We start from the raw sequence: 25472 nt of genomic DNA on the forward strand, positions 1-25472 counted from the left end.
CCCGAGGCGGGCCGCCCGTCGGTCAGCGGGCGGCCATGACGCGTCCCGGCGCCCGGACGGTCAGCGTCCGGACATGATGAGGCTCATCGCCTCCGCGCGCGACGCCGGATCGCGCAGCTGGCCCCGTACCGCGGACGTGATCGTCTTCGCCCCGGGCTTCCGGATGCCCCGCATCGACATGCACATGTGCTCGCACTCGATGACCACGACGACGCCCCGCGCCTCCAGGATCTCCATCAGCGAGTCCGCGACCTGCGTGGTCATCCGCTCCTGGACCTGCGGCCGCCGCGCGTAGACGTCCACCAGCCGGGCCAGCTTCGACAGGCCCGTGATCTTCCCGTTGGTCGCGGGGATGTAGCCGATGTGCGCCACCCCGTGGAAGGGCACCAGGTGGTGCTCGCAGGTGCTGTACACCTCGATATCCCTGACCAGCACCATCTCGTCGTGCCCGAGGTCGAAGGTCGTGGTCAGCACGTCCGCCGCCTCCTGCCGGAGGCCCGCGAATATCTCCTTGTACGCGCGGGCGACCCGCGCCGGGGTCTCGCGCAGGCCCTCACGGTCCGGGTCCTCGCCGACGGCGATGAGCAGTTCGCGAACGGCCTGCTCGGCCCGCTTCTCGTCGAAGGGCCCGACCGGACGCTCGCCGTCCAGGGTCACCGGATCGATCATGGAGTTGCCTCGTCCTCTCGTGCGTACGCGCGGTGCGGCGGCCCTTTCCCCGTTCATGATCCGGAAAAGACCGGCAGGGAAGGGAAGCCCCCATCGCGCGCACAAATGCGCGATGCCGCGCCACCAGGCTAAAACCTGGGTGACGCGGCATCCATTCCGGGCCCGACCGGATCACTCCGGGCGGATGTCCTCCGGGAGCTCCACCGAGTCCACGGCGGTGACGCCGTTGTTGCTCGGGGCGAGCTCCTTGGGGGAGAGCACCGGCGGGCGGCTGGAGGGCGTACGCCGTGAGGAGCCGGTCCAGGCCGGGCGGGCCGGGCGCTTCACGATGTGCTTGAAGATCTCGGCGATCTCCTCCTTGTTCAGCGTCTCCTTCTCCAGGAGCGCCAGAACCAGGTTGTCGAGGACGTCGCGGTTCTCGACCAGGATCTCCCACGCCTCGTTGTGCGCGGTCTCGATGAGCTTCTTGACCTCTTCGTCGACCAGCGCGGCGACCTCTTCTGAGTAGTCCCGCTGGTGCGCCATCTCACGGCCCAGGAAGGGCTCGGAGTTGTCGGAGCCGAACTTGATCGCGCCGAGCCGCTCGGTCATGCCGTACTGGGTGACCATCGCGCGGGCCGTGGCCGTGGCCTTCTCGATGTCGTTCGCGGCGCCCGTGGTCGGGTCGTGGAAGACCAGCTCCTCGGCCGCCCGGCCGCCCAGCATGTAGGCCAGCTGGTCGAGCATCTCGTTGCGCGTGGTCGAGTACTTGTCCTCGTCCGGCAGCACCATGGTGTAGCCGAGCGCGCGGCCCCGGGACAGGATGGTGATCTTGTGCACCGGGTCGGAGTTCGGGGAAGCCGCCGCGACCAGGGCGTGACCGCCCTCGTGGTACGCGGTGATCTTCTTCTCCTTGTCGCTCATGATCCGGGTCCGCTTCTGCGGTCCGGCCACGACGCGGTCGATCGCCTCGTCCAGCATGTGGTTGTCGATCAGCTTCTTGTCGCTGCGGGCCGTCAGCAGGGCGGCCTCGTTCAGCACATTGGAGAGATCGGCACCGGTGAAGCCGGGGGTGCGACGGGCGACGGCCGAGAGGTCGACGTCCGGGGCGACCGGCTTGCCCTTCTGGTGAACCTTGAGGATCTCCAGGCGGCCCTGCATGTCCGGACGGTCCACGGCGATCTGCCGGTCGAACCGGCCCGGGCGCAGCAGCGCCGGGTCGAGGATGTCCGGCCGGTTGGTGGCCGCGATCAGGATCACGCCGCCCTTGACGTCGAAGCCGTCCATCTCGACGAGCAGCTGGTTGAGCGTCTGCTCGCGCTCGTCGTGACCGCCGCCGAGGCCCGCGCCGCGGTGCCGGCCGACGGCGTCGATCTCGTCGACGAAGACGATGGCCGGGGCGTTGGCCTTGGCCTGCTCGAACAGGTCACGGACCCGGGAGGCACCGACACCGACGAACATCTCGACGAAGTCCGAGCCGGAGATCGAGTAGAACGGGACCCCCGCCTCGCCCGCGACGGCGCGCGCCAGCAGCGTCTTGCCGGTTCCGGGCGGGCCGTAGAGCAGCACACCCTTGGGGATCTTGGCGCCGACGGCCTGGAACTTGGCGGGCTCCTGGAGGAACTCCTTGATCTCGTGGAGCTCCTCGACGGCCTCGTCGGACCCGGCCACGTCGGCGAAGGTGGTCTTCGGCGTGTCCTTGGTGATCAGCTTGGCCTTGGACTTCCCGAAGTTCATCACCCGGGAGCCGCCGCCCTGCATCTGATTCATCAGGAACAGGAAGACCACGACGATGAGGACGAAGGGCAGCAAGGACAGCAGCACCCCGATGAAGGGGTTCTGCTTGGACGTCGCCACGTTGTAGCCCTCGGGCAGGACGTCCTTGTTCTTCTGGTCGACCGCCTTCTGGAGCATCGCGGACAGCTGGACGCCCTGGTCGCCGATGTAGTTCGCCTGGACCTTACTGCTGCCCTTGATCTTCTGGTCGTTCTTGAGCTCGACCTTGATCTTGTTTTCGTCGCCCGTGGTCAGCTCGGCCGATTTCACCTTGTTGTCGCGGATCGCCGCGACGACCTGACTGGTGTCCACCGACTTGTAACCGCCGGACGAGCCGACGACCTGCATCAACACGACCACGGCGAGGACGGCCAGCACGATCCACATGACCGGCCCACGGAAGTAGCGCTTCACGTCCATCCATACGGGGCGCGAGCGCCCCGTCCCTCCTGCCACAGTGAGGCACGGTGCCCCTTGATCGGGGTGCCTGTGCGTACGGTGTTTGCTCGACCTTGCAGTACTTGACTGAAGAATGCTTGAAAAGACTGACCTTCGGACGGTACCCCAGCATTGTCACCCGACGCCGCCGCAGACGGTCAACAAATCCGTCTTCCCCTCCTCCAACGGCGGAAAACCGTGAAGGGTTCCCGGCGGCGTCGCAATGGCCGGGGCACCCGGGAGGATGAACATCCTCCCAGGTCGGGTGTGCTCAGCCGCCGTAGACGTGCGGCGCGAGCGTGCCCACGAAGGGCAGGTTGCGGTACTTCTCCGCGAAGTCGAGACCGTAACCGACGACGAACTCGTTCGGGATGTCGAAGCCGACCCACTTCACGTCGATGGCGACCTTGGCCGCCTCCGGCTTGCGGAGCAGGGTGACGACGTTGAGGGACGCGGGCTCGCGGGAGCCGAGGTTCGACAGCAGCCAGGACAGCGTCAGACCGGAGTCGATGATGTCCTCGACGATCAGGACGTGCTTGCCCTTGATGTCGGTGTCGAGGTCCTTGAGGATGCGGACCACGCCGGAGGACTGGGTGCCCGCGCCGTAGGAGGACACGGCCATCCAGTCCATGGTGACCGGGTTGGACAGCGCGCGCGCCAGGTCCGCCATCACCATCACGGCGCCCTTGAGGACACCGACGATGAGCAGGTCCTTGCCCGCGTACTCCGCGTCGATCTTCGCGGCCAGCTCGGCCAGCTTCGCGTCGATCTCTTCCTTGGTGATGAGCACCGACTTGAGGTCGGTGCCCATGTCCTTCTCGTCCACCCGCGCCACTCTCGTTCGATTGGGGCTCATCCGGCCGTCCGGGCGACTGCCGCCCGGCCAGGGTCCGGCCGGGCCTGCCCGCGATCACTCACGGTCGTTCGATTCAGCCCTGCCGGAGGACCAGTCTGCCACCATGCCGGTGGACCGCGACGCGCCCGGGGAGGTTGATGGCCCGCTGGCCGCGCCAGCCGGTGATCAGCCGGTCGACTTCCTCGATGTGCCGGGCGAAGAGCGAACCGGCCGGGGAACCGGCCTCGATGGCCGCCCGGCGCAGCACACGGCGGCGGACGGCGGGGGGCAGCGCGTAGAGCTTGGCGACCTCCAGGGCGCCGCTGTCGTCGCGGACGGACGGCTCCACGGCGAGGGCCCAGGAGTCGAGGGCGTCCGCGTCGTCCCGGGAGAGCTGGGCGGTCCTGGCCAGGGCCTCGACGACGCCCTTGCCCAGGGCCTTCTCCAGGACCGGCAGCGCCTCGTGGCGGACCCGGGAGCGGGTGTAGGCGGGGTCGACGTTGTGCGGGTCGTCCCAGACGGGCAGCGACTGCACCATGCACGCCTTGCGGGCCGTCTGCCGGTCCAGCCCCAGGAACGGCCGGCGGTAGCGACCGCCGACTCCGGAGGCGACGGCCATCCCGGACAGCGAGCGGGTGCCGGAGCCGCGGGCCAGGCCCAGGAGGACGGTCTCCGCCTGGTCGTCCCGGGTGTGGCCGAGGAGGACGGCGGCGGCGCCGTGCCGTTCGGCGGCGGCGTCCAGGGCGGCGTAGCGGGCGTCGCGGGCGGCGGCCTCGGGGCCGCCCTCCCGGCCGACGCGCACGGGGAGCGCTTCGACGGGGTCGAGGCCGAGGGCGAGGAGGCGGCTCACCACTTCGGCGGCGCGGAGGTCGGAGCCCTGCTGGAGGCCGTGGTCGACGGTGACACCACCGGCGCGGACGCCGAGCCGGGGGGCCTCGAAGGCGAGGGCGGAGGCGAGCGCCATGGAGTCGGCGCCACCGGAGCAGGCGGCCAGGACGAGCGGGGGCCTGGGGTCGCCGCTAGGGCTTCCGGTTGCGGATTCGGACGGAGCGAGGGTGAGGACGTCGTGGAGTACGCGGCGGACCGCCAGGCGTATCGCCGCGACCGCGGGGTGTGGACCCATGTCCGAGTGTCCAATCGTTCCAAGGGCAGGGGGTGTGGGGACGGGCGACCCGCGCCCGTCACGCTGTGTGCGTAGATGGTGACAGAGACGAGCCTTTACCCGAGCATCGCACGCCCACCCCTGGCACACGGTCCCTCGGACGGGTGATTACGGGAGCGTTCATCCGTCATGGGGCGTGGCGCCGTCACCCCTCGGTGCGACTGTGCACCCGTGCGACCCAGTCCGCGGGTTTGGCGATCTCGGCCTTGGTCGGCAGGGTGTTCGGCGAGGTCCAGACCCTGTTGAAGCCCTCCATGCCGACCTGGTCCACCACCGCCCGGACGAACCGTTCGCCATCACGGTACTGCCGCAGTTTGGCGTCCAGACCCAGCAGCTTGCGCAGCGCCTGGTCCAGCCGGCCCGCGCCGCTCGCCCGCCGCTGCTGGAACTTCTCCCGGATCTCGGTGACGGACGGCACGACCTGCGGGCCGACCCCGTCCATCACATAGTCCGCGTGCCCCTCCAGCAGCGACATCACCGCCGTCAGCCGGCCCAGGACCTCCCGCTGGGCCGGGGTCTGGACCAGCTCCACGATGCTCCGCCCGCCGCGCGCCGCCGCGTCCTCGGCGGCCTCCGGCGGCCGGCCGCCGCCCAGCGACTGGACGGCCTCCCGGAACCGTTCCAGGAGCGTCGCCGGGTCGATGTCCGTCTCGGCGAGGAACGACTGCACCTCGCCCTCGATGTGGTCCCGCAGCCAGGGCACCCCCGTGAACTGCGTGCGGTGCGTCTCCTCGTGCAGGCACACCCACAGCCTGAAGTCGTGCGGCGCCACGTCCAGTTCGCGCTCCACATGCACGATGTTCGGCGCCACCAGCAGCAGCCTGCCGCCGCCTGCCCCGCCCGGCAGCTCGCGCGTGGGCGGCGCGAACGTCTCGTACTGCCCCAGGACGCGCGAGGCCAGGAACGACAGCAGCATGCCCAGCTCCACGCCGGTCACCTTGCCGCCCACCGCGCCCAGCACGGCCCCGCCCGGCACATTGCCCCTGCGGTCCTGCATCTTCTCCAGCAGCGGCCCGAGCACCGCCCGGAAGCCGGCGACGTTCGCCCTGATCCAGCCCGCCCGGTCCACCACCAGGACCGGGGTGTCGGCACTCGCGTCCCCCTCGCCCCCCGGTGGCATCATCCGGGTGAACCCCCGGACGTGCTCCTCCGACGCCTTCGCATGCCGCCGCAGCTCGGCGACCACCTCGCGCGCCTCGTCCCTGCTGACTTCCGGCCCCGGCCGCACGAACCGCGTCGCGGTCGCCACCGCGAGCTTCCAGTCGACCATCTCCGCACCACCGATGCTCGTCATGGCTTCACGGTACGTGCTACCGGCTCGCGGCGGTGAGGGCCGGGGCCACGCAGAAGCGCGCTGCGCGCGCTGTCCTCAAACGCCGGACGGGCTGGATTTCGCGCCCGGGCGCGAAATCCAGCCCGTCCGGCGTTTGAGGACAAGCGGCGAAGCCGCTTTCACGGGGTCCGGGGCAGCGCCCCGGGAAACGGTGAAATGGGGGTGCCCCCTCCGGGGGAGGGACCGGGGCACCCCTACCGCGCCGCCGCCACCGCGACGGCCAGCGCGTCCAACGCCCGCTGCGCGCCCTCCGGATCCGACGTCCCGTCCGCCATGAACGCGAACGCCACCAACCGCCCGCTCCCCGTGACAGCCGTCCCGGCCAACGTGTTCACCCCGGTGAGCGTCCCGGTCTTGGCCCGGACGACCCCCCGCCCGGCCCCCGCGTCACCGGCGCCGTACCGCCCCTGAAGCGTCCCGCTGAACCCCGCAACAGGCAGCCCGGTCAGAACAGGCCGCAGCTCAGGAGCCCCCCGCTCACCGGCACGAGCGAGAAGCCGTGCCAGAAGACCGGCGGAGACCCGGTCGGAGCGGTCCAGACCGCTGCCGTCGGCGAAGCGGGCCCCGTCGGCGGGGAGGCCGAGCTTGGCCACGCGGGCGGCGACGGCCCGGCCCGAGCCCTCGAAGGAGGCGGGCTGCCCGTCCGCGAGGGCGGTCTGCCGGGCGAGGGCCTCGGCGATGTCGTTGTCGCTGTTGGTGAGGGCCCGCTCGACGAGGTCGGAGAGCGGGGCGGAGGCGACGGAGGCGATCCGCCGGGCCCCGGCGGGCGAGCGGCCCTCGGCGGGGTCGCCCTCGACGCGTACGCCCCGGTCCGCCAGCAGGGCGGCGAACTTCCGTGCGGCGTCCCCGGCGGGGTCGGCCGTCCGCTCCGCGGGACCGTGGTCGCTGTCGTCCAGCCGCCCCTCGTCCACCATGAGGGCGCTGACCGGCGCCAGGTTCTCGTTCGGCCCTATCGGGTGCTGCGCGGGCCCGGTGTAGCGCGAGACGTCGTACGAGAGCTTCGTACGGTCCGTGCCGCGCGCCTTGAGGGCGCGGGCGGTGGCGTCGGCGAGTGCGGGGAGGCTGGCGAAGCGTTCGCCGGAGGGGGCGGGGCGGGCGGTGAGGGTAGGGTCGCCGCCGCCGACGAGCACGATCCCGTCAGTCCCGAGCGTCACGGTGGTCTCGATGCGGTGATCCGCGCCGAGGGCGGAGAGCGCCGCGGCGGAGGTGACGAGCTTGACGGTGGAGGCGGGAGTGACGGCGGCCCCCTCGTCCGAGCCGAACAGACGTTCTCCCGTCGTGGCGTCCAGGACGGCGGCGGAGACATGCGGACCCAGCGCGCCGTCGCGGAGCAGCGGCTCCAGCGCGGCGGCGACGCCGGCCGCGGCGGGCGCCCGGCCGCCCGCGCCGATGAGCACCGGTCCCGCCGGGGGCGGCCCGGAAGGGGCGGGACGTGCCCGTTCCGCCCGGTCGGCGGCTGCGGCGCGGGTCCGTTCGGCCGTACGCTGTCCGCCGTCCCAGGGGCCGGTGGCCGCCACGGCTCCGGCCGCGACGAGCAGGCCCGCGACGGTGGACACCGCGACGAACCGCGCCGTTCCACGCTGCGCCGCCGTCGCGTCACGCCACCGTCCGGCCTGCCACCGCATGCTTCCGGGCATGACGGACCAGCCCCTTTCGCCACCACACACCTGCGTAAGGGACACTTAATCACCAGACGTATGTGTTGATCATGAAGGAGCCACTCGTGGAGTTCGACGTCACCATCGAGATTCCGAAGGGTTCGCGGAACAAGTACGAGGTGGACCACGAGACCGGTCGCATCCGTCTGGACCGCCGTCTCTTCACGTCCACCAGCTACCCCGCCGACTACGGCTTCGTCGAGAACACCCTCGGCGAGGACGGCGACCCGCTGGACGCGCTCGTCATCCTGGACGAGCCCACTTTCCCGGGCTGCCTCATCAAGTGCCGCGCCGTCGGCATGTTCCGTATGACGGACGAGGCGGGCGGCGACGACAAGCTGCTGTGCGTCCCGGCCAACGACCCCCGCGTGGAGCACCTGCGCGACATCCACCACGTGTCGGAGTTCGACCGCCTGGAGATCCAGCACTTCTTCGAGGTCTACAAGGACCTGGAGCCGGGCAAGTCGGTCGAGGGTGCCGAGTGGGTCGGCCGCGCCGAGGCGGAGGCCGAGATCGAGGCTTCGTACAAGCGCCTTGAGGCCGCGGGCGGCTCGCACCACTGAGCCGGTGAGCGGGACGCGCGGCTCCGCTAGAAGCCGCGCGTCCGCTTGGCCGCCCGCCGCGACGCCGCGGCGCCCGGCACCACCAGGAACATCCGGGCCATCTCGGACCCGAGGTTCACCCCGATGGCGATGGCGAGCGCCAGGGCCGCCGCCTTGGTGAGGCTGGCCATTCCGGTGTCCAGTTCGTTCTGGGCGAAGTTCAGCAGCGCGAAGTACACCGCGCTACCGGGCAGCAGCGGCCCGATCGCCGCCGTGACGTACGGCAGGGCGGACGTGTACTGGTAGCGCGAGAGCAACTGGCCGAAGAGGCCGACCAGCCCGGCGGCGATGGCCGTGGCGGGCACCGGGTCGAGGCCGCCGGTATCGGCGAGCGCCCCGTAGACCACCCAGGCGACGCCCCCGTTGAGTGTGGCGTACAGCACGGTGGAACGTTCCTGCTGGAGCAGCACGGCGAACGAGAACGCCAGCAGCATCGCCGCGACGATCTGCAGGGCGGGCCGTTCCTGGCGCTGCAGCACCGCTTCCGGGTCGAGGGTGGTGCCGCCGATCCGCACACCGCCGTAGAGCACCATCATCACGCCGCAGACGATGCCGACGATCAGGTACATGACCTCCAGCAGGCGGGCCGAGGCGGTGATGTAGAAGCCCGTCAGGCCGTCCTGGACGCCCGCGACGAGCGCCCGCCCGGGGATCAGCGCGAAGAGCCCGCCCGTGATCACGGCGGACGCCTGGACGTGGACGACGTCCTGGGCGGTACTGAGCGCCACGCCCATCGCGGCGGGCGGCATCGCGGCCACCACGAACTGGTAGAACTCCGGCAGCCCGCGCCCCGAGGCGAGCCAGGCCAGCCGGTCGCCCAGCATCGCGCCCGCGGCGGCCGCGAGGAACACCACGACCCCGCCGCCGACCAGCATGCTCGCCGCGCCGGCGAGCAGCCCGGCGGCCAGGGTCAGCCCCCAGCCGGGGTACGGGTGCCGGTTGCGGCGTATCTCGGCGAGGCCGCGGTACGCCTCCTCCAGGGTGAGCCCCTGCGACGTGATGTCGTGGACGAGCCGGAAGACGGCCGAGAGGCGGGTGTAGTCGGTGCCCCGCCTGCGCACGGTGCGGCTGGCGGTGACGGGATCGTCCACGAGGGACGGCTGGTAGCTGACGGACAGCAGGGTGAAGGTCACATTGGGCTCGCAGCGGTGGAGCCCGTACGCGTGCGCGACGCCGTACATCGCCGCCTCGACGTCCTCGGCGCCCTCGCCGCCCGCGAGCAGCAGCTCGCCGATGCGCAGGGTCAGGTCGAGGACGCGCGGGACCGGAAGTCCGGCCTCCTCCTCCTTGGCCGGCCGCTCCGGGACCGGCCGTTCGCCGACCGGCATCCGGACCATGGTGCGCATCCGGTCCTGCCAGGGCGCGTCCTTGGTGAGGCTGACGAGCGGGGTGCCGAACGGCGGGGTGATCTCGGGGTACGCCATGGCGCCCGCGGGCCGGCTGAAGGCCGAGCCCTCCGGGCGCCGGTCCTCGGGCTCCGCGACGCCCTCCGGGACGGCGAACTCCGACGTCGGGTGTTCGTCCTCCGGCGGCGCCGGCAGAGGTACGCCGAGGGGCGGTGTGAAGGCGCTGTGCGCCTCGTCGCTCTGCGGCTTGCGGTCCTCTCCGGGATCCGGCTGCCCGCCGCCCCGCTGCCGATCAGCCACCACGAGCTCCTCCACGCCTCCTGTCCGGGTCAACCATGCCCGATCAGGAGTACGAGTGCCCAGTGGGGGTCGTGGGACTCAGGTGAACTTCGGCCGAACCCTGTGAGCGGCCCGCAGGCCCGTCTCAGCGCCGCGCGTGCCGCCCGCGCGGCGGGCGCTGCTGCGGCTGCTGCGGGTCCCCGGGCTGCCGCGCGTCCTGCGCCGCGCCGGGCTGCCCGTCCACCGGGGGCAGCGGGTACGGCTGCACGTCCTGGTAGTGCGGCGGCACCTGGGAGTACTCGCGCGGCGGCTGCGGCCCGCTGGGCACCCCTCCGGCGGGAGCGGGCCCTGTCGCGGCAGGCCCGGTGGCGGCCGGCGGGCCGGCCTTCTTGGACCTGGAGCGGGCCTTCAGGAACTCGATCACGACCGGCACGACCGAGATCAGCACGATCGCCACCAGCATCATCTCGATGTTGGTCCGTACGAACTCGATCTTGCCGAGCACCGCGCCCAGCAGCGTCACCCCGGCGCCCCACAGGACGCCGCCGATGATGTTGAAGGTCAGGAAGGAGCGGTAGTTCATCCGGCTCACGCCGGCGATGATCGGCGTGAAGGTCCGGATGATCGGCACGAAGCGGGCCAGGACCAGCGATTTCGGGCCGTACTTCTCGAAGAACTCGTGCGCCTTCTCGACGTTCTCCTGCTTGAAGAGCTTCGAGTCGGGGCGCCGGAAGAGCGCGGGGCCCACCTTGCGGCCGAAGAGGTATCCCGCCTGGTCACCGAGGATGGCCGCCAGCACGACCAGGGCGCACACCACCCACAGGGGGTAGTCGTCCAGCTTGCCGGTGGTCACCAGCAGGCCCGTGGTGAACAGGAGCGAGTCGCCCGGGAGGAAGAAGCCGATCAGCAGGCCGGACTCGGCGAAGACGATCGTCAGCACACCGAGCAGGCCGAACTGACCGATCAGGTAATCCGCGTCCAGCCATTGCGGGCCGAGCGCGAGAGTGGTCGCGGGGGTCACGGGTGACAGCTCCTGGGTCGGGGGCGCAGGCTCGTGCGAGGCCCGGGCACAGGCGGGGGAGAGGGTGCGTGCCGCTCAAAGGTAGCAACGCAGCCGGGGACCCCCCGGTTCCAGCCGTCTCCCCGGATCGCTCCCCCGGCCGGCGCAACCCCGCGGCCCCGGCGTGCGTCCCGCTCCACAAGCGGAAGAATTTCCGTTAAACCGCACAATCGAAGGTGGACGCAGATGAGTATCGACGAGTTCGGCGGCGGTCAGCACGAGCAGGCCGATGTGCTCGTGGTCACCACGAACGACGTGCCGGGCTACCGGGTCGAACGCGTCATCGGCGAGGTCTTCGGCCTCACCGTGCGCTCGCGGCATGTGGGCAGCCAGATCGGCGCCGGCCTGAAGTCGCTGATCGGCGGCGAGCTCAAGGGGCTCACCAAGACCCTCGTCCAGACCCGCAACCAGGCGATGGAGCGCCTCATCGAGCAGGCGCGGGCACGCGGCGCCAACGCGGTCCTGATGTTCCGCTTCGACGTCACCGACGCGCAGGACGTCGGCACGGAGGTCTGCGCCTACGGGACGGCCGTGGTCATCGCGCCCCACCAGTGACCCCGCCCGCCCCGGGGGCGCCGTACGAGCCGCACGGCCCCTACGGCGCCCCCGGCGCGCGTCAGGCCCTCCGTGCCGCGTTGGCGACGATCGCGTCGCGGAGGAACGCCGCCATCCCCGGCCGGATCGCGTCGTACGTCGCCGTGAACCGCTCGTCCGCGACGTACATCTCGGCCAGCCCGAGGTGGATCTCGTAGGTGCAGTCGTACCAGTGGGCGCCGATCAGCCGCCGGTGCTCCTCCGCCAGATCCATGGCCGCCTCCGACCCCGGCGCGGCCTCCTCGGCCATCAGCGCGGCGATCCGGGCGTTGAGCGCGTCCGTCTCCTCCTTGATCCGCAGCCAGTCCTCCTTGCCGTACCCGGCGGTCCTGCGGCGCGACTCCTCGTAGAGGTCGCAGTCGCCCCAGCGCCGTTCCACCTCCTCGGTGTACGCGTCGGGATCGAAGTCGCCGAAGACCTCGAACTTCTCCTCGGGGGTGAGGGTGATCCCCATCTTCCGTGCCTCCATCGCGTGTTCGACGGCGGCGGCCATCTCCCGGAGCCGGTCGATCCGCCCGGTCAGCAGCCCGTGCTGGCGCCGCAGGTGTTCCGTCGGATCGGCGTCCGGATCGTCGAGCAGCTTCGCCACCTCGTCGAGCGGGAACCCGAGCTCCCGGTAGAACCGGATCTGCTGCAGCCGGTCGAGATCCGCCTCCTCGTACCGCCGGTGCCCCGCCGGACTGCGCCCGCTCGGGACGAGCAGCCCGATCTCGTCGTAGTGGTGCAGCGTCCGCTTGGTCACACCGGCGACGGCGGCGACCTGTCCCACGGAGTAGCTCACGTTCCCGTTCCCTTCTCTGTCCGCCTCCCACGGTGAGGGGTCACGTTGCGTGAGGTGCAAGCGGAGGGCGCGCGGAGGGGAAAAACGGTACGCCGTCACCCGCATGGGTGGCGCTACGGTCGAGAACGGGGAGGATGTCCAGAACACCCGACACGATCTCTGTCATGGGAGCAGTGATGGCCGCAGAAGCCAGGCATCGGCAGTGGGAGCAGGCCACCCCGGACAACTGGATGTACCCGCCCGAGGACGGCTGGACGTACGACCAGGTGAGGGAGCTGATCCTGCCGTTCGACTGGGAACTTCTGGATGGGAAAATCATGGTGCGAGGGGCCACGAAGTGGTGGCACAACCGAGTCCGGAACCAGTTGTTCATTCGACTGGAGGCGGCCCGAAGCGAGTCCTTCGCCGTGGACGCCGAACAGACGATTTTCCTCGACGAACGCAACGTCCCCAGGCCCGACATCGTAGTCTTCGACAAGACAGGGCTCGACATCCGCACTCTTGACTGCATCCCGGTCGAGAAGGCCGTCCTCGCCGTCGAGGTCGTGTCCCCCGGGTCGCGCAAGGAGGACCGCTTCCTGAAGCCGGGGGTGTTCGCCGAGGCCGGGATCGACCACTACTGGCGCGTCGAGCGGAGTGAGGACGACGTCCCCGTGGTCCATGAGTTCTGGCTGCACCACGAGGCGGGTGTCTACGCCCCGAGCCCCGACTGCCCCACGCACACCGGAAAGCTCCGGACCACCGTCCCCTTCCCCGTCGAGATCGACCTCGCCTCCCTGATCGACGTCTGAGCGTGGCGCCCCGCGCGACGTGGTACGCGTCCCGCATGGCACTCCACAAGGGCTCGCACGGCCGCGCCCCGCAGCGCGGCTACTCCGTCAACCCCTTCTACGGCGAGGCCGACCCCGTCGCCGGCATGGCGCTCGAACCGCCTCGCGGCCGGCTTCCCGACGGTCCGATGAGCCCGCACGCCGCGTACCGGTTCGTCCATGACGAGCTGATGCTGGACGGCAACGCGCGGCTCAATCTGGCGACCTTCGTCACCACGTGGATGGAGCCGCAGGCCGGTGTGGTGATGGCGGAGTGCACGGACAAGAACATGATCGACAAGGACGAGTACCCGCGGACGGCCGAGCTGGAGAAGCGGTGCGTGACGATGCTCGCCGATCTGTGGAACGCGCCGGATCCGGCGGCGGCGATCGGCTGTTCGACGACCGGTTCGAGCGAGGCGTGCATGCTCGCGGGGCTGGCGTTCAAGCGGCGCTGGGCGTTGCGGAACGCGGACCGGTATCCGTCGGCGGAGGCGCGGCCGAACCTCGTCATGGGGACGAACGTGCAGGTCTGCTGGGAGAAGTTCTGCAACTTCTGGGAGGTCGAGGCGCGGCAGGTGCCGATGGAGGGCGAGCGCTTCCACCTCGATCCGGAGGCGGCCGCCGCGCTCTGCGACGAGAACACCATCGGCGTCGTCACCGTCCTGGGCTCGACCTTCGACGGATCGTACGAGCCGGTGGCGGACGTCTGCGCGGCACTGGACGCGCTGCGGGAACGGACGGGGCTGGACGTTCCGGTGCATGTGGACGGCGCGTCGGGGGCGATGATCGCGCCGTTCCTGGACGAGGAGCTGGTCTGGGACTTCCGGCTGCCCCGGGTGGCCTCGATCAATACCTCGGGGCACAAGTACGGGCTGGTGTACCCGGGCGTGGGCTGGGCGCTGTGGCGGGACAGGGAAGCGCTTCCGGAGGAGCTGGTGTTCCGGGTCAACTACCTGGGCGGGGACATGCCCACCTTCGCGCTCAACTTCTCCCGGCCGGGCGCGCAGGTGGCGGCGCAGTACTACACGTTCCTGCGGCTGGGGCGCGACGGGTTCCGCGCCGTGCAGCAGAACGCCCGGGACGTGGCCTGTTCGCTCTCCGGGCGCATCGGGGAGCTCGGGGAGTTCCGGCTGCTGACGCGCGGGGACGAGCTGCCGGTGTTCGCCTTCACCACGGCGGAGGGCGTGACGGGCTTCGACGTGTTCGACGTGTCCCGCCGGATGCGGGAGAAGGGGTGGCTGGTGCCCGCGTACACGTTTCCGCCGCACCGGGAGGACCTGTCGGTGCTGCGGATCGTGTGCAGGAACGGCTTCTCGATGGATCTGGCGGATCTGTTCATGGACGATCTGGCGGCGCTGCTCCCGGAGTTGCGGAAGCAGCGGGAGCCGCTGGGGCGGCCGGAGAAGGTGGCCACGGCGTTCCACCACTGAGGCCGGGTGCCATCGAATCACCCCCGGCCGGAGCCCTCCGCCAGGGTGTGCGCGACGAGGGCGTTGGCGTGGCCGTGGCCCAGCCCGTGCTCGGCCTTGAGCCAGGAGACGAGCTCCATGTGCCGGGTCAGGGGCGAGGAACGGATGAGGTCCTTCCACTCGGCCACGGGACGGCCGTACTTCTTCTCGATCGACGGGAAATAGCTCGCGGGGCCCTTCACGGTTTCGGTCATGACGGGAGCATCCCACCCACCACTGACAACGGGCCGGATCAGCCCTCCCGCTGCGCCTCCTCCACCAGCTCGAAGGCGGTCTTCCCGTCGATCGACTCCCGGATGATGTCCGCGTGCCCGGCGTGCCGGCCGACCTCCTCGATCAGGTGCAGCAGCAGCCACCGCATCGACACCCGGGACTCCTGGGGGAACCAGGGCGCGGCCGGGAGCGCGAAGGTCTCCTCCAGGGAGGGCACCGCGTGGATGAACCGCTCCGTCTCCGCGGCGGCCTCGTCCCAGGTCGCGAGGAGCGCGGGAACGGTTTCGCGCTCCTCCGGGCGCCAGCCCGCCGCCCAGCGCTTCATCACCTCGTCGTCGAAGGCCGTTTCGGAGGCGTCGCCGCGCGCCAGCTCCAGCCAGTTCTGCTCCGCCTGGATGACGTGCTTGAGCAGCCCCGCCAGGGACATCTCGCTGGCGCTCGGCCGGGAGAGGGCCTGCTCGGCCGTCAGGCCGAGGAGCGCCCGGCGGACGCCGCCGCGCTGGGCGTCCAGGAAGGCCAGGAGGGTGCCGCGCTCGTCACTGACGTTCTTCTCGACCACATGAGTAGGCATGGACCTCACCGTTTCTTTCGCCGTCGCCTGCTGACGCATCAACAGTAGGAGCCCAGTAGGTCATAAGCTGACCTACTGGGCCCGGCAATACGAAAGCCTCAGAACGGGAATCTGCTCCGCCCGTGCTGCACGGAGATCCACTTCGTGGTGGTGAACGCGTCCACCATGGCGTCCCCGTTCAGCCGCCCGACCCCCGAGTGCTTCTCGCCGCCGAACGGCACGATCGCCTCGTCGTGCACCGTGCTGTCGTTGACGTGGATCATCCCGGTCTCCACCCGCTTGGCGAAGCGGACTCCGCGTTCGACGCTCGCGGTGTGGACGGCGCCGCTCAGCCCGTACGAGGTGGCGTTGGCGATCCGGAGGGCCTCCTCCTCGCCGTCGAAGGGGATGATCAGCGCGACGGGGCCGAAGATCTCCTGGCCGAGGACGGCGGAGTCCTCGGGGAGGTCGGTGAGGACGGACGGCTCCACCAGGGTGCCCACGGTCCTGCCCCGGACGAGGGCGGTGGCGCCCTCCGCGACGGTCTGCTCCACGAGGGCCGTGACGGCCTCGGCCTGACCGGCGTTGATGAGCGGGCCGATGTGGGTGGCGGGGTCACCGGGGTCGCCGACCTTGAGGGACTTCACTCTGGCCACGAACTTCTCGGTGAACTCGTCCGCCACGGACCGGTCCACGAGCACCCGGTTCGCGGCCATGCACACCTGTCCCTGGTGGATGAACCGGCTGAAGACCGCCGCGTCCACCGCGTAGTCGACGTCCGCGTCGTCGAGGACGATCAGCGCGCTGTTGCCGCCCAGTTCGAGCACCGTCCGCTTGAAGTGCGAGGCGGCGACGGTGGCCACATGCCGGCCGACCTTGTCGGAGCCGGTGAACGACAGCACCTTGGGCACCGGGTGCTCGATCAGCGCGTCCCCGATCTCGGCTATGTCGGTGACGACGACGTTGAGCACGCCGGGCGGCAGCCCCGCGTCCTCGAAGACCTTGGCGAGCAGCCCGCCGCCGCAGATCGGCGTGTTCTGGTGCGGCTTGAGCACCACCGTGTTGCCGAGCGCCAGCGCGGGCGCGACGGACTTCAGGGACAGCAGGAACGGGAAGTTGAACGGGCTGATCACACCGACCACGCCGACCGGCACCCGGTAGAGCCGGTTCTCGCGGGTGTCGTCCGGGGACGGCAGGATCCGCCCCTCGGGCCGCAGGGCCAGCTGTATCGACTCGCGCAGGAACTCGCGCACCAGGTGGAGCTCGAAGCCGGCCTTGAGCGCCGTCCCCCCGCACTCCGCCATGATCACCGCGGCCAGCTCGTCCTCGTGGTCGTCGACGATCCGCAGCGCGCGCTCGAAGACCAGCCGCCGGGTGTACGGGTTGGTGTCCCCCCACGGCCCCTGCGCGCGTTCCGCCGCCCGGTACGCCTGGTCGACCTCGTCCACGCCGGCCACCGTGATGGAGGCGAGCTTCTCCCCGTTGTACGGGTTGAAGTCGACGATGTCCCACGAGCCCGTACCGGCCCGCCACTGGCCGTCGATGTACTGGTACGCGAGATCCCTGAACGCGGAGGAGTAGGACATGCGTCATCCCTGTCTGCCGGAGCCCGGCCGAGCGGACGGGCTGGTTCAGACTTGCTGATTGGGCGTCATCGTACTGATGCGCTAGGCAAGTTGAAGCAGGCGCCGCATGAGGTCCCGGGTCCTGTCGGGTGAGAGGCTGTCCGCCCGCAGGCGGCCCATGACGCGTTCGTACTGGGCGACCTCCTCGGCCTTGTCCAGGTAGAGCGCGCCCGTGAGGTGTTCGAGGTACACCACGTCCGGCAGGTCCGACTCCGGGAAGCGCAGCACGGTGAACGCCCCGCTCTCGCCCGCGTGGCCGCCGTGCCGGAAGGGCATCACCTGGAGGGTCACATTCGGCTGCTCGGAGAGGTCGATGAGGTGCTGGAGCTGTCCGCGCATCACGGCGGAGTCGCCGTACGGGCGGTGCAGCGCGGCCTCGTCGAGGACAGCGTGGAAGTGCGGCGCCCGCTCGGAGAACAGCAGCTTCTGCCGCTCCATGCGCAGCGAGACCCGGCGTTCGACCTCGGCGGCGTCGGCCCTGGGCTGTCCCCGGACCACCACGGCGTGGGCGTAGCCCTCGGTCTGGAGCAGGCCGTGCACGAACTGCACCTCGTAGATGCCGATGTGCGAGGCCGCGCCCTCCAGACCGACGTAGGTCTGGAACCAGCTGGGCAGGACGTCGCCGTAGCTGTGCCACCAGCCGGTGACGTTGGCCTCCCTGGCCAGGCCCAGCAGGGCCTCCCGCTCCGTCTCCTGCGTGATGCCGTAGAGCGTCAGCAGATCCTCCACGTCCCGCGTCTTGAAGCTCACCCGGCCGAGCTCCATGCGGCTGATCTTCGACTCGGACGCGCGGATCGAGTAACCGGCCGCTTCGCGGGAGATCCCCCGGGACTCCCGCAACTTCCTGAGCTGGGAGCCAAGGAGTATGCGGCGTACCACGGAACCGCTCGACTCGCTCGTGGTCATCTCTGCGACCCTTCCTTCCGGTCTGGTCCGGCCTGCCTGTCCGCCGTCTTCCTCACCCTTCCGAGGGTGACCCCCGCTACCCCCGGCGCCGAAGTCTGCCACCTCCACGCTCCGTTGAGTGCACACCCGGTTACACATACCGGCCAAGGCCGGGAGCCGTACCGAAGGGGGCGTAGGAATAATTGCTCTCCAATCCCCCTGTGCGCCCCCAAATCCCCCACGTGCACGTGCATCTGCCCTTGCATCCGCCGTGCGCATTGGCAACCATGGACCACGCACACGTGCACGTCACGTCCACGATTGCAGGAGTGCCTCGGATGGGTACCGAAGGATCGACTGTGCTCTCCCCCGTCTGGCGGGGGCTGCCCCGGTTCGACTCATCCGCGGTGTCGAACTCCGCTTCCTGCGCACTGCCACCACGCTTCGAAGCCGTCCGGACGGCCCGGCGGTTCACCAGAGTCACCATGTCCCAATGGGGGGTCCACCAGATCTTCGACAATGTGGCGCTGGTGGTCTCGGAACTGGTGACCAATTCCCTGCGCTACGCCGTGCCGGCCGACCGGTTCGACGCGGGGTACGAGCCGCCCGTACGCCTTCATCTCATGCGGTGGACGACGCGGCTGGTATGCGCGGTACGCGATCCGAGTGAGGAGGGGCCGGTCGCGGGGGAAGCGGCCCCCGGGGACGAGCACGGGCGCGGACTGCTCCTGGTGGATTCCTTCAGCGACGCCTGGGGCTGGCACCCCTTGGCGGGCGCGCTGCACGGCAAGGTCGTCTGGGCGCTGTTCCGGCTGCCGCGCGAATAACCGCATTTCGCGGTCACTCGCCCACGAGGTAGTCGAATTCACCGTCCTTGACGCCCAACAGCATGGCCTCGATCTCCGCGGGGGTGTAGATGAGAGCGGGGCCATCCGGGTGGCGGGAGTTGCGAACGGCAACCCCGCCACCCGGCAACTTCGCGAACTCCACGCAGGAGCCCTGTGAGTTGGAGTGTCGGCTCTTCCGCCAGACGACGTCATCGATGCCCGATGCAACCATGCCGTTGTAGACGTGTGGCACTGGAGTCTCCCGGATCGCCGCAGGGGGCATCCCCATTCGTTTACGGGGATGGCAACTTCTTCGGATCATAGCCGCGGTTCACATTCCCCGGCACGAGCAGATGCACGTGCACTGAGGGTGTTGTCGCCACTACGTCACGAGGCCGTTTTTCAACGCCCATTTCCGCTTGCCCGGGACAATTGCCGCTGTCGCGGCCGTCATTGACGCAAATCCTCCGCTTACCGCGCGGAGTAAGGCAGTTCGGAGCCGGCACCCGACCCACGCGTATCGGGAACACCCTGCGGCCCCATACGGACCGCATTCACGCGGATTCCTGTGGATTCCCGGTCAGCGGCAGGGAGGTGGCGGGGCGGCGGCAGCCCTCACGCGCGGCCGGTCCACCGTACGTACTCGATCAGGCGCGCGTAGCTGTCGGCGCCGTGCCCGTCCGCCACCGCCCGCCCGACCAGCTCCCGGAGCGCCCGCGGCAGTCCGGAATCCACCCCTCGCAGTACGCAGGCGTGGTCCAGGAGGCCCGCCGTCATCAGATGGAGGTCCAGCGGGAATCCCTCGGCCGGGTACTCCCCCGCGTCGACCTGCCGGGCGTACCCGCTCATCAGCCGGCCGACGGTCGTCATCCAGCGGCCCGCCACCTCGGTGTACGCCGCCGCCGTCACACCGCCGCCCGGACCGTCGGCACCGGTGAGCGCCACTCCGTGCAGCCAGCCGGTCAGCGTGGAGCACAGGAGACCCAGCAGCGCGATGTCGTGCACGGCGGGCAGGGCCGGGTCGTCCCCGAGGTGTACCGGGTCGCCGAGGGCCGCCAGGGTCCCGCGGTGGGCGTCGAAGGCGGCCCGCGGACCCCCGTAGAGCTGGAGGGAGTCCGGCCGGCCGACGCCGGACGGCACCGTCAGGACCGCGCCGTCGAGGTAGCGGGCGCCGAGCCGTCCCGCCCTGCCGGCCGCCTCCCGCGCGTGGACCGGCGAGCCGGAGGTGACGTTGACGAGCGTGCGGCCCGCGAGCACGCCGGACGACGGCGCCAGCACCTCGTGGACGGCGTCGTACCCCGACAGGCAGACGACGACGAGCGGACTCGCCGCGACGGCCGACCCGGCCGAGGGGGCTCCGACCGCGCCCTTCTCGACGAGGGGCCGCGCCCTGCCGGGCGTGCGGTTCCAGACCGTCGTCGAATGCCCCGCGGCCAGGAACGCCCCGGCCAGGACGGAACCCATCGCTCCCAGACCGAGAACGGTCACTTCGGTGTCCATGCTGCCCCCCAAGCCCCGCCCCGTCGCACCGCACCGGGGACGCCCCCTTTGTGCCCGATTGTCGAGGTGGGAGGACTCCGTCCTCAACGGGCACGTTCCGGCCAGCCGTCCGGCCCGCGCCTTATATGGGTACTATATGGAAATGGTTTTCACTTCCATGGAAGGGTCCGGGGCATGCGCAAGGAACTGACCGTCGTCTGCTGCCTCTGCCGCCGGGCCCTGCTGAAGGCGGTCACCTACGACGGCAGGAGCAGCAGCTCGTCCGCGTAGCACCAGGCCCAGTCCTCCCCCGGCTCGAAGGACCGGGCGAGGTCGTGGCCCGGCGTCGCGTGCGCGTGGGCGCTCGCGTGCCGGTTCGGCGAGCTGTCGCAGCAGCCCACGAAGCCGCAGACGAGGCACTCGCGCAGATGCACCCAGGTGCTCCCGATGCGCAGGCACTCCTCGCACCCCTCCGGCGTGCTCGGGGACACCGTGCGGGCCTCGCCCAGGTGGGTACAGCCGCGGTCGGTCGGGCGGCCCTCGACATCGGCCGCCACCTGCCATGTCACTGGTTCGCTCATGTTCCGAGCGTAGGCCGGACGGAGTCCCGGCGCGCGCCGGCGGGAAATCCCGGGCGGATCGACGTCCCCGCAGGTCAGGGGCGTTGTCAGACCCCCCTGGCAGACTGCTTCGCATCGGGCCCGCGGAGGCGGGTGACGGGGGTGTCCGCCTCCGCGGGCCCCGGCACGTCCGTCCGCCGGCGGCGTCGCTCCTCCGAGTGGCGCACTCCGGCGGGCGGCGCGCCGCCCCGCGCCGCACGATGGCCGCAGGGCCGCCGTTCGGCGGTCCCGCGCCAGCCCACCGCACCGCCGCCGGGGAGAGCCCGTGATGACCCTCAGCCTCGCCCAGCTGAGCCGCTGCACCATCGCCGTCGACCTCGGCGCGTCCCGCACCCGTATCTACGCCCGCAACACCGGCCTGATCGTGGACGAGCCGAGCATCGCCGCGGTCAACACCAGGACCGGCTCGCTCATCGCCGTCGGCACCCTCGCCGAGGGCATGGCCGGCCGGACGCCCGCCCACATCCGGGTCATCCGCCCGATCTCCGGCGGCACGGTCGTCGACATCGACATGGCCCAGCGCATGCTGCGCCACCTCATCACCGACAAGGTCCGCCGCGCCTGGCGGCGCAAACCGCTGCTGCGCGCCGCGGTCTGCCTGCCGCACGACGCCGAGCCGATCGCCCAGCGGGCCGCGGTGGAGACCCTGACCGGGCTGGGCGCCCGCCGGGTCGAGCTGGTGGACACCCTCGTCGCGGCCGCCGTCGGCTGCGGGCTGCCGGTCGAGCTGCCCGAGGCGACGATGATCATCGTCTGCGGCGCGGCCTCCACCCAGGTGGCGGTGTTGTCCCTGGGGTCCATCGTGGCGGCCGAGAAGGTGCAGGTCGGCGGGGACGCGATCGACTACGCGATCGTCCAGCACCTGCGCAGCGAGCACGAGTTGATGCTGCCGACCCAGGGCCTCTACCCGCTCCACATGGCCCTCCGCGCGGACCGGATGGGCGGTGGCACGGAGACCGAGGTCCGCGGCCGCGACGTGGCCACGGGCCTGTCCCGCACCGTGCTGGTCAGCACGGCGCACGTGCGCAACGCCGTGCGCACCCCGCTCACCGTCGTCCTCGACGCCATAGGGCGCGTCCTGCGCGAGTGCCCGCCCGACCTCGTCGCGGACCTGGGCACGCGCGGCATGATGCTGGCCGGCGGCAGCGCGCTGATGCCCGGTCTGGACACGATGATCGAGGAGGCGACGGGAATGGTCGTCCACATCGCGGCCAACCCGGACCACTGCTCGGTGCTGGGGCTGGGGGCGATGATGGAGGGCAAGGTCAAGCCGATGGTGCTGGACCCGCTGGCGACGGGCTGAGCGTCCCGGCCGCGTTTCCTGACGACCACCTGCTGACGACCACCTGACGAATCGTTCCGCCCCTCCGGGAACTTCCATGCCTCCGGAGCAGTTCAGCCAGTGCTACCCCCGTTTTCACAAGGAGAGACACGCACATGGCGCTCTGGGACCGGCTCAAGGAATCGGCCACGACGATGCAGGGCCAGCTGGTCGCGAAGAAGAACGACCTCAAGAGCGGTGGATTCCGCGACGCGAGCATGGCGATGTGCGCACTGGTGGCGGCGGCCGACGGTTCGGTGGACGCTTCGGAGCGGCAGCGCGTCGCCTCGCTGATCGCCACCAACGAGGTGCTGCAGAACTTCCCGGCGGACGACCTGCACGCGCGGTTCACGGACTACTGCCAGAAGCTGGCCGCCGACTTCGACTTCGGCAAGGTCAGCCTGCTCCAGACCATCGGCAAGGTGCAGAAGAAGCCCACCGAGGCACGCGCCGTCATCCAGATCGGCATCGTCATCGGTGGCGCGGACGGTGATTTCGACAAGGAGGAGCAGGCCATCGTGCGCGAGGCGTGCTACGCGCTGGGCATCGCGCCCTCCGAGTTCGACCTGTAACAGCCGCTGCACCAGCCGACTGTCGTACGGCATGACGGCATGAGGAACGCGGGTCACCGAGAGGGAAGGTGACCCGCGCTCCCGCGCCCGCTCAGGCCGGCAGTGTCACGGAAGAGTTCCGGTCGGCGGACGTTTTCGCGGGACGGTGGCCGTTGCCGCCCACCGTGCCCGACCAGGTGCCCAGGGCGATCTCGGCGGTGATCCCCGGCCCGAAGCCGGCGATCACGCCGCGCGACGCGTGCTCCACGCCGCCGTCCTGGAACAGCCGCTCCAGCGCGTCGAAGACGACCGCGCTCGCGATGTTCCCCCGCTCGACCAGCGTCTGCCGGCTGTACCGGAACATGGACTGCTCCAGCCGCAGGTACTTGCCGAGGTCGTCGAGGATGCGCGGGCCGCCCGCGTGCACGATGTAGAAGTCGAGCCGTGAGACGTCCCACTCGTGCGGCTCCGCCATCTCCCGCATCGCCGGGGCGAGCATCGCCATCGTGCCCGGCACCCGTTTGTCCAGGATGAAGTGGAAGCCGGTGTCCTTCACCCCGTAGGAGATCCAGTCCTCGGTGTCCGGCACCAGGTGCGAGCCGTTGCGTTCGAGCTTCACTCCCGTCCCGCCGTCCCCGCGGACCACGGCCGCGGCGATCGCGTCGCCGAACAGGCCGTTGGACAGCAGATTGCCGACCCCGAGGTCCGTCGGCTGGTAGAGCAGGGAACAGAACTCGCACGCCACAATGAGCACATTGGCACCGGGGTAGGCGCTGCAGAAGTCATGGGCGCGGTTGATCGCCGCTCCTCCCGCCGCACAGCCCAGCTGGGCGATCGGCAGCTGCCGCGTCTCGTTTCTGAAACCCATGGTGTTGATGAGCCACGCGGTCATCGAGGGCATCATAAAGCCGGTACAGGACACATACACGATCATGTCGATGTCGCGGACGCTCAGCTCCGCGTGTTCCAGCGCCCGGTTCACCACATCGGGTACCCGAGCCTTGGCCTCCGCCTCATAGAGGTTGTTCCGTGCGGTGAAGCCCGGATGTTTGAGCGTGGCCTCGATCGGCTGCACCAAATGCCGTGTCTTGACACCGGTGTTGCCGATGAGCCGCAGCGCGAGCTCCAGCTGCGGATGGTCCGCGTGCAGGGTGCGCGCCAGCTCCAGGGTCTCTTCCCTGGTGATGATGTGCTCCGGAACGGCGATGGCCGGTCTGCACAGAGTCGCCATGGTCGGCCTCCTCACCAGGCGACCGGCAGGGTGAGGGGATAACGCCAGATCGACACGGTGTTCCACTGCACCTCCTCCGCCGGTACGGCCAGGCGCAGTTCGGGGAAACGGTTGATGAGCGTGCCGATGGCGATCTGGAGCTCCATCCGCGCCAGATGGGCTCCGAGGCAGTGGTGCGAGCCGTGGCCGAAGGTCATGTGCGGCGCCGGGTCCACCCGGTCGAAGTCGATCTCGTCCGGGCGCTCGTACATCGCTCCGTCGCGGTTGGCGCACAGGTACGACACGTGGACGACGTCCCCGGCCGGGATGGTCACGCCGTTGAACGTGACGTCCTCCAGCGCCACCCGGGGGATGCCGACCCCCTGCCGGAACGGGATGAACCGCAGCAGCTCCTCAAGGGCCTGCGGCATGATCTCCGGCCGCTCGCGCAGCTGCGCCAGGTGTTCCGGATGGGTGAGCAGGGTGTAGATGATGTTGCAGATCTCGTAGGTGCTGGTGTCGTGTCCCGTGACGAGCAGGAGCATGCCCATGACGGCCAGCTCCTTCTCGTCGAGCATCTCGTCGCCCACCCGCGCCGTGGCGAGGGAGCTGAGGAGGTCGCTGCCGGGGTCGCGGCGCCGTTGGGCGGTCAGCTCGGCGAAGTACCCGCGGAGCCCGGCCTTGGCCTCGGTCGCCGCCTCCTTGTCCGCGGGCTTCATGGACATCATGGCCATGGCCCAGGCGCGCAGCTGCGGCCTGTCCTCCATCGGGACGGCCAGCAGCTCGCAGATCGTCATCAGCGGCAGCTTCCCGGCCAGGTGGTGGGCGACGTCGGCGGGCGATCCCTCGTCCTCCATGGCGTCCAGCAGCTTGTCCACCACCTGCTGGGTCTTGGGCCGCAGCTCCTCGACCTGCTTGTTGCTGAACCCCGTGGTGACGAGGCGGCGGAGCCTGCTCAGGGCCGGCGGGTCCATCAGGTTGATCGCCTCCGACTGGGCGATCGGCGCCGGTGTGATGCGCGGAAAGTCCTTCCCGATCAGCGCGGCCCGGCTGAAGCGCCGGTCCTGCGTGACCGTACGCACGTCCTCGTACCGCGTCACCAGCCAGCACTCGCCCTCGCCGTACGGCATACGGACCTTGGCGACCGGGGCCTCCGTCCGCATCCGCTCCATGAACGGGTCCGGTTCCAGCGCTTCATCGTGACGGAAGGGACATGTCCGTTCGGATTCCTCAGTGGTCATGCGAAGCACTCCCCATACCCAAGGGCACGGCCTTGGCGGCGCGCCGATATCTACAGACCGATTCCGCAGGGGCAAGCACGCCACACCTGTACCCGGATGATTCACTCTATTTGTGGACTTACCCGTGTAAATGAAACAGCTTTCTGTCGAACACACC

25 protein-coding genes are annotated in these 25472 nt (G+C 70.3%); 7 read left to right on the top strand and 18 right to left on the bottom strand.

Translation table 11 applies throughout. The annotated features are described in order from the left end of the window. Positions 1-60: 60 nt before the first annotated feature. From folE to dacB, 6 genes are all read right to left on the bottom strand, one after another. Entirely contained in the window at positions 61-669 is a 609-nt protein-coding gene (gene folE, locus HN013_RS14255) for a GTP cyclohydrolase I FolE (protein ID WP_171166500.1), read from the bottom strand. Between the two features lie 171 nt (positions 670-840). Further along, complete coding sequence (ftsH, locus tag HN013_RS14260; protein WP_171166603.1) at positions 841-2844, bottom strand: ATP-dependent zinc metalloprotease FtsH; 2004 nt, start codon at positions 2842-2844, stop codon at positions 841-843. A 289-nt stretch (positions 2845-3133) separates the two neighbouring features. Beyond that, the gene (gene hpt / locus HN013_RS14265; protein ID WP_004940393.1) at positions 3134-3673 is read right to left on the bottom strand and encodes a hypoxanthine phosphoribosyltransferase; all 540 of its coding nucleotides are present in this window, start codon (positions 3671-3673) and stop codon (positions 3134-3136) included. Positions 3674-3791: 118 nt separating this feature from the next. After that, complete coding sequence (gene tilS, locus HN013_RS14270) at positions 3792-4820, bottom strand: tRNA lysidine(34) synthetase TilS (RefSeq protein ID WP_171166501.1); 1029 nt, start codon at positions 4818-4820, stop codon at positions 3792-3794. Positions 4821-5004: 184 nt separating this feature from the next. Further along, positions 5005-6153: a zinc-dependent metalloprotease gene (locus tag HN013_RS14275; protein WP_171166502.1), complete on the bottom strand. Its 1149-nt coding sequence runs from the start codon at positions 6151-6153 to the stop codon at positions 5005-5007. Positions 6154-6386: 233 nt separating this feature from the next. Continuing rightward, positions 6387-7829, bottom strand: a complete 1443-nt coding sequence (gene dacB / locus HN013_RS14280; RefSeq protein ID WP_171166503.1) for a D-alanyl-D-alanine carboxypeptidase/D-alanyl-D-alanine-endopeptidase — start codon at positions 7827-7829, stop codon at positions 6387-6389. Between the two features lie 86 nt (positions 7830-7915). On the opposite strand from dacB, the gene HN013_RS14285 reads away from it, so the two are divergent. Continuing rightward, entirely contained in the window at positions 7916-8413 is a 498-nt protein-coding gene (locus HN013_RS14285) for an inorganic diphosphatase (RefSeq protein ID WP_049716339.1), read from the top strand. Positions 8414-8439: 26 nt separating this feature from the next. On the opposite strand, the gene HN013_RS14290 is transcribed toward HN013_RS14285, so the two are convergent. Beyond that, entirely contained in the window at positions 8440-10101 is a 1662-nt protein-coding gene (locus tag HN013_RS14290) for a threonine/serine exporter ThrE family protein (protein WP_398979699.1), read from the bottom strand. Positions 10102-10222: 121 nt separating this feature from the next. Next, positions 10223-11098 carry a VTT domain-containing protein gene (locus tag HN013_RS14295; protein ID WP_171166505.1) on the bottom strand — a complete coding sequence of 292 codons (876 nt, stop codon included), beginning with the start codon at positions 11096-11098 and terminating at the stop codon, positions 10223-10225. Between the two features lie 225 nt (positions 11099-11323). On the opposite strand from HN013_RS14295, the gene HN013_RS14300 reads away from it, so the two are divergent. Further along, on the top strand, positions 11324-11692 hold the full coding sequence (locus tag HN013_RS14300; protein ID WP_171166506.1) for a YbjQ family protein: 369 nt from the start codon (positions 11324-11326) through the stop codon (positions 11690-11692). 61 nt (positions 11693-11753) lie between these two features. On the opposite strand, the gene HN013_RS14305 is transcribed toward HN013_RS14300, so the two are convergent. Then, positions 11754-12512 carry a MerR family transcriptional regulator gene (locus HN013_RS14305; protein ID WP_171166507.1) on the bottom strand — a complete coding sequence of 253 codons (759 nt, stop codon included), beginning with the start codon at positions 12510-12512 and terminating at the stop codon, positions 11754-11756. A 164-nt stretch (positions 12513-12676) separates the two neighbouring features. Between HN013_RS14305 and HN013_RS14310 the strand changes: the two genes are divergently transcribed. Both HN013_RS14310 and HN013_RS14315 read left to right on the top strand, forming a co-directional pair. After that, positions 12677-13303, top strand: a complete 627-nt coding sequence (locus HN013_RS14310; protein WP_249375008.1) for a Uma2 family endonuclease — start codon at positions 12677-12679, stop codon at positions 13301-13303. 35 nt (positions 13304-13338) lie between these two features. Continuing rightward, positions 13339-14754: a glutamate decarboxylase gene (locus tag HN013_RS14315; protein WP_171166508.1), complete on the top strand. Its 1416-nt coding sequence runs from the start codon at positions 13339-13341 to the stop codon at positions 14752-14754. Between the two features lie 17 nt (positions 14755-14771). On the opposite strand, the gene HN013_RS14320 is transcribed toward HN013_RS14315, so the two are convergent. The 4 genes from HN013_RS14320 to HN013_RS14335 all read right to left on the bottom strand — a co-directional run bounded on the left by HN013_RS14320 (position 14772) and on the right by HN013_RS14335 (position 18087). Beyond that, positions 14772-14987, bottom strand: coding sequence for a DUF4287 domain-containing protein (locus tag HN013_RS14320; RefSeq protein WP_171166509.1), 216 nt, complete (start codon positions 14985-14987; stop codon positions 14772-14774). A 38-nt stretch (positions 14988-15025) separates the two neighbouring features. Next, positions 15026-15577: a DinB family protein gene (locus tag HN013_RS14325; RefSeq protein WP_171166510.1), complete on the bottom strand. Its 552-nt coding sequence runs from the start codon at positions 15575-15577 to the stop codon at positions 15026-15028. Positions 15578-15675: 98 nt separating this feature from the next. Next, positions 15676-17142, bottom strand: coding sequence for an aldehyde dehydrogenase family protein (locus HN013_RS14330; RefSeq protein ID WP_171166511.1), 1467 nt, complete (start codon positions 17140-17142; stop codon positions 15676-15678). An 81-nt stretch (positions 17143-17223) separates the two neighbouring features. Further along, positions 17224-18087: a helix-turn-helix transcriptional regulator gene (locus tag HN013_RS14335; RefSeq protein ID WP_171166512.1), complete on the bottom strand. Its 864-nt coding sequence runs from the start codon at positions 18085-18087 to the stop codon at positions 17224-17226. Positions 18088-18404: 317 nt separating this feature from the next. Here HN013_RS14335 and HN013_RS14340 point away from each other — a divergent pair, with 317 nt between their 5' ends. Beyond that, complete coding sequence (locus tag HN013_RS14340; RefSeq protein WP_171166513.1) at positions 18405-18893, top strand: ATP-binding protein; 489 nt, start codon at positions 18405-18407, stop codon at positions 18891-18893. 13 nt (positions 18894-18906) lie between these two features. Here HN013_RS14340 and HN013_RS14345 read toward each other — a convergent pair whose 3' ends face one another. From HN013_RS14345 to HN013_RS14355, 3 genes are all read right to left on the bottom strand, one after another. Beyond that, a complete protein-coding gene (locus tag HN013_RS14345) occupies positions 18907-19146 on the bottom strand; it encodes a DUF397 domain-containing protein (protein ID WP_171166514.1) in 240 nt (79 codons plus the stop codon). A gap of 362 nt (positions 19147-19508) precedes the next feature. After that, a complete protein-coding gene (locus HN013_RS14350; RefSeq protein WP_171166515.1) occupies positions 19509-20393 on the bottom strand; it encodes an NAD(P)-dependent oxidoreductase in 885 nt (294 codons plus the stop codon). 236 nt (positions 20394-20629) lie between these two features. After that, complete coding sequence (locus HN013_RS14355; RefSeq protein WP_171166516.1) at positions 20630-20953, bottom strand: UBP-type zinc finger domain-containing protein; 324 nt, start codon at positions 20951-20953, stop codon at positions 20630-20632. 307 nt (positions 20954-21260) lie between these two features. On the opposite strand from HN013_RS14355, the gene HN013_RS14360 reads away from it, so the two are divergent. Together HN013_RS14360 and HN013_RS14365 are read left to right on the top strand one after the other, a co-directional pair. Further along, on the top strand, positions 21261-22295 hold the full coding sequence (locus HN013_RS14360) for a rod shape-determining protein (RefSeq protein ID WP_171166605.1): 1035 nt from the start codon (positions 21261-21263) through the stop codon (positions 22293-22295). A gap of 134 nt (positions 22296-22429) precedes the next feature. Further along, entirely contained in the window at positions 22430-22885 is a 456-nt protein-coding gene (locus tag HN013_RS14365) for a tellurite resistance TerB family protein (RefSeq protein WP_171166517.1), read from the top strand. A 91-nt stretch (positions 22886-22976) separates the two neighbouring features. Here HN013_RS14365 and HN013_RS14370 read toward each other — a convergent pair whose 3' ends face one another. Beyond that, positions 22977-24095, bottom strand: coding sequence for a type III polyketide synthase (locus tag HN013_RS14370; RefSeq protein ID WP_171166518.1), 1119 nt, complete (start codon positions 24093-24095; stop codon positions 22977-22979). Positions 24096-24106: 11 nt separating this feature from the next. Beyond that, positions 24107-25315 carry a cytochrome P450 gene (locus HN013_RS14375; RefSeq protein ID WP_171166519.1) on the bottom strand — a complete coding sequence of 403 codons (1209 nt, stop codon included), beginning with the start codon at positions 25313-25315 and terminating at the stop codon, positions 24107-24109. Positions 25316-25472: the final 157 nt, after the last annotated feature.

It is taken from the genome of Streptomyces sp. I05A-00742, from assembly GCF_013055795.1.
In the GTDB taxonomy this organism is placed as follows: Bacteria; Actinomycetota; Actinomycetes; order Streptomycetales; family Streptomycetaceae; genus Streptomyces.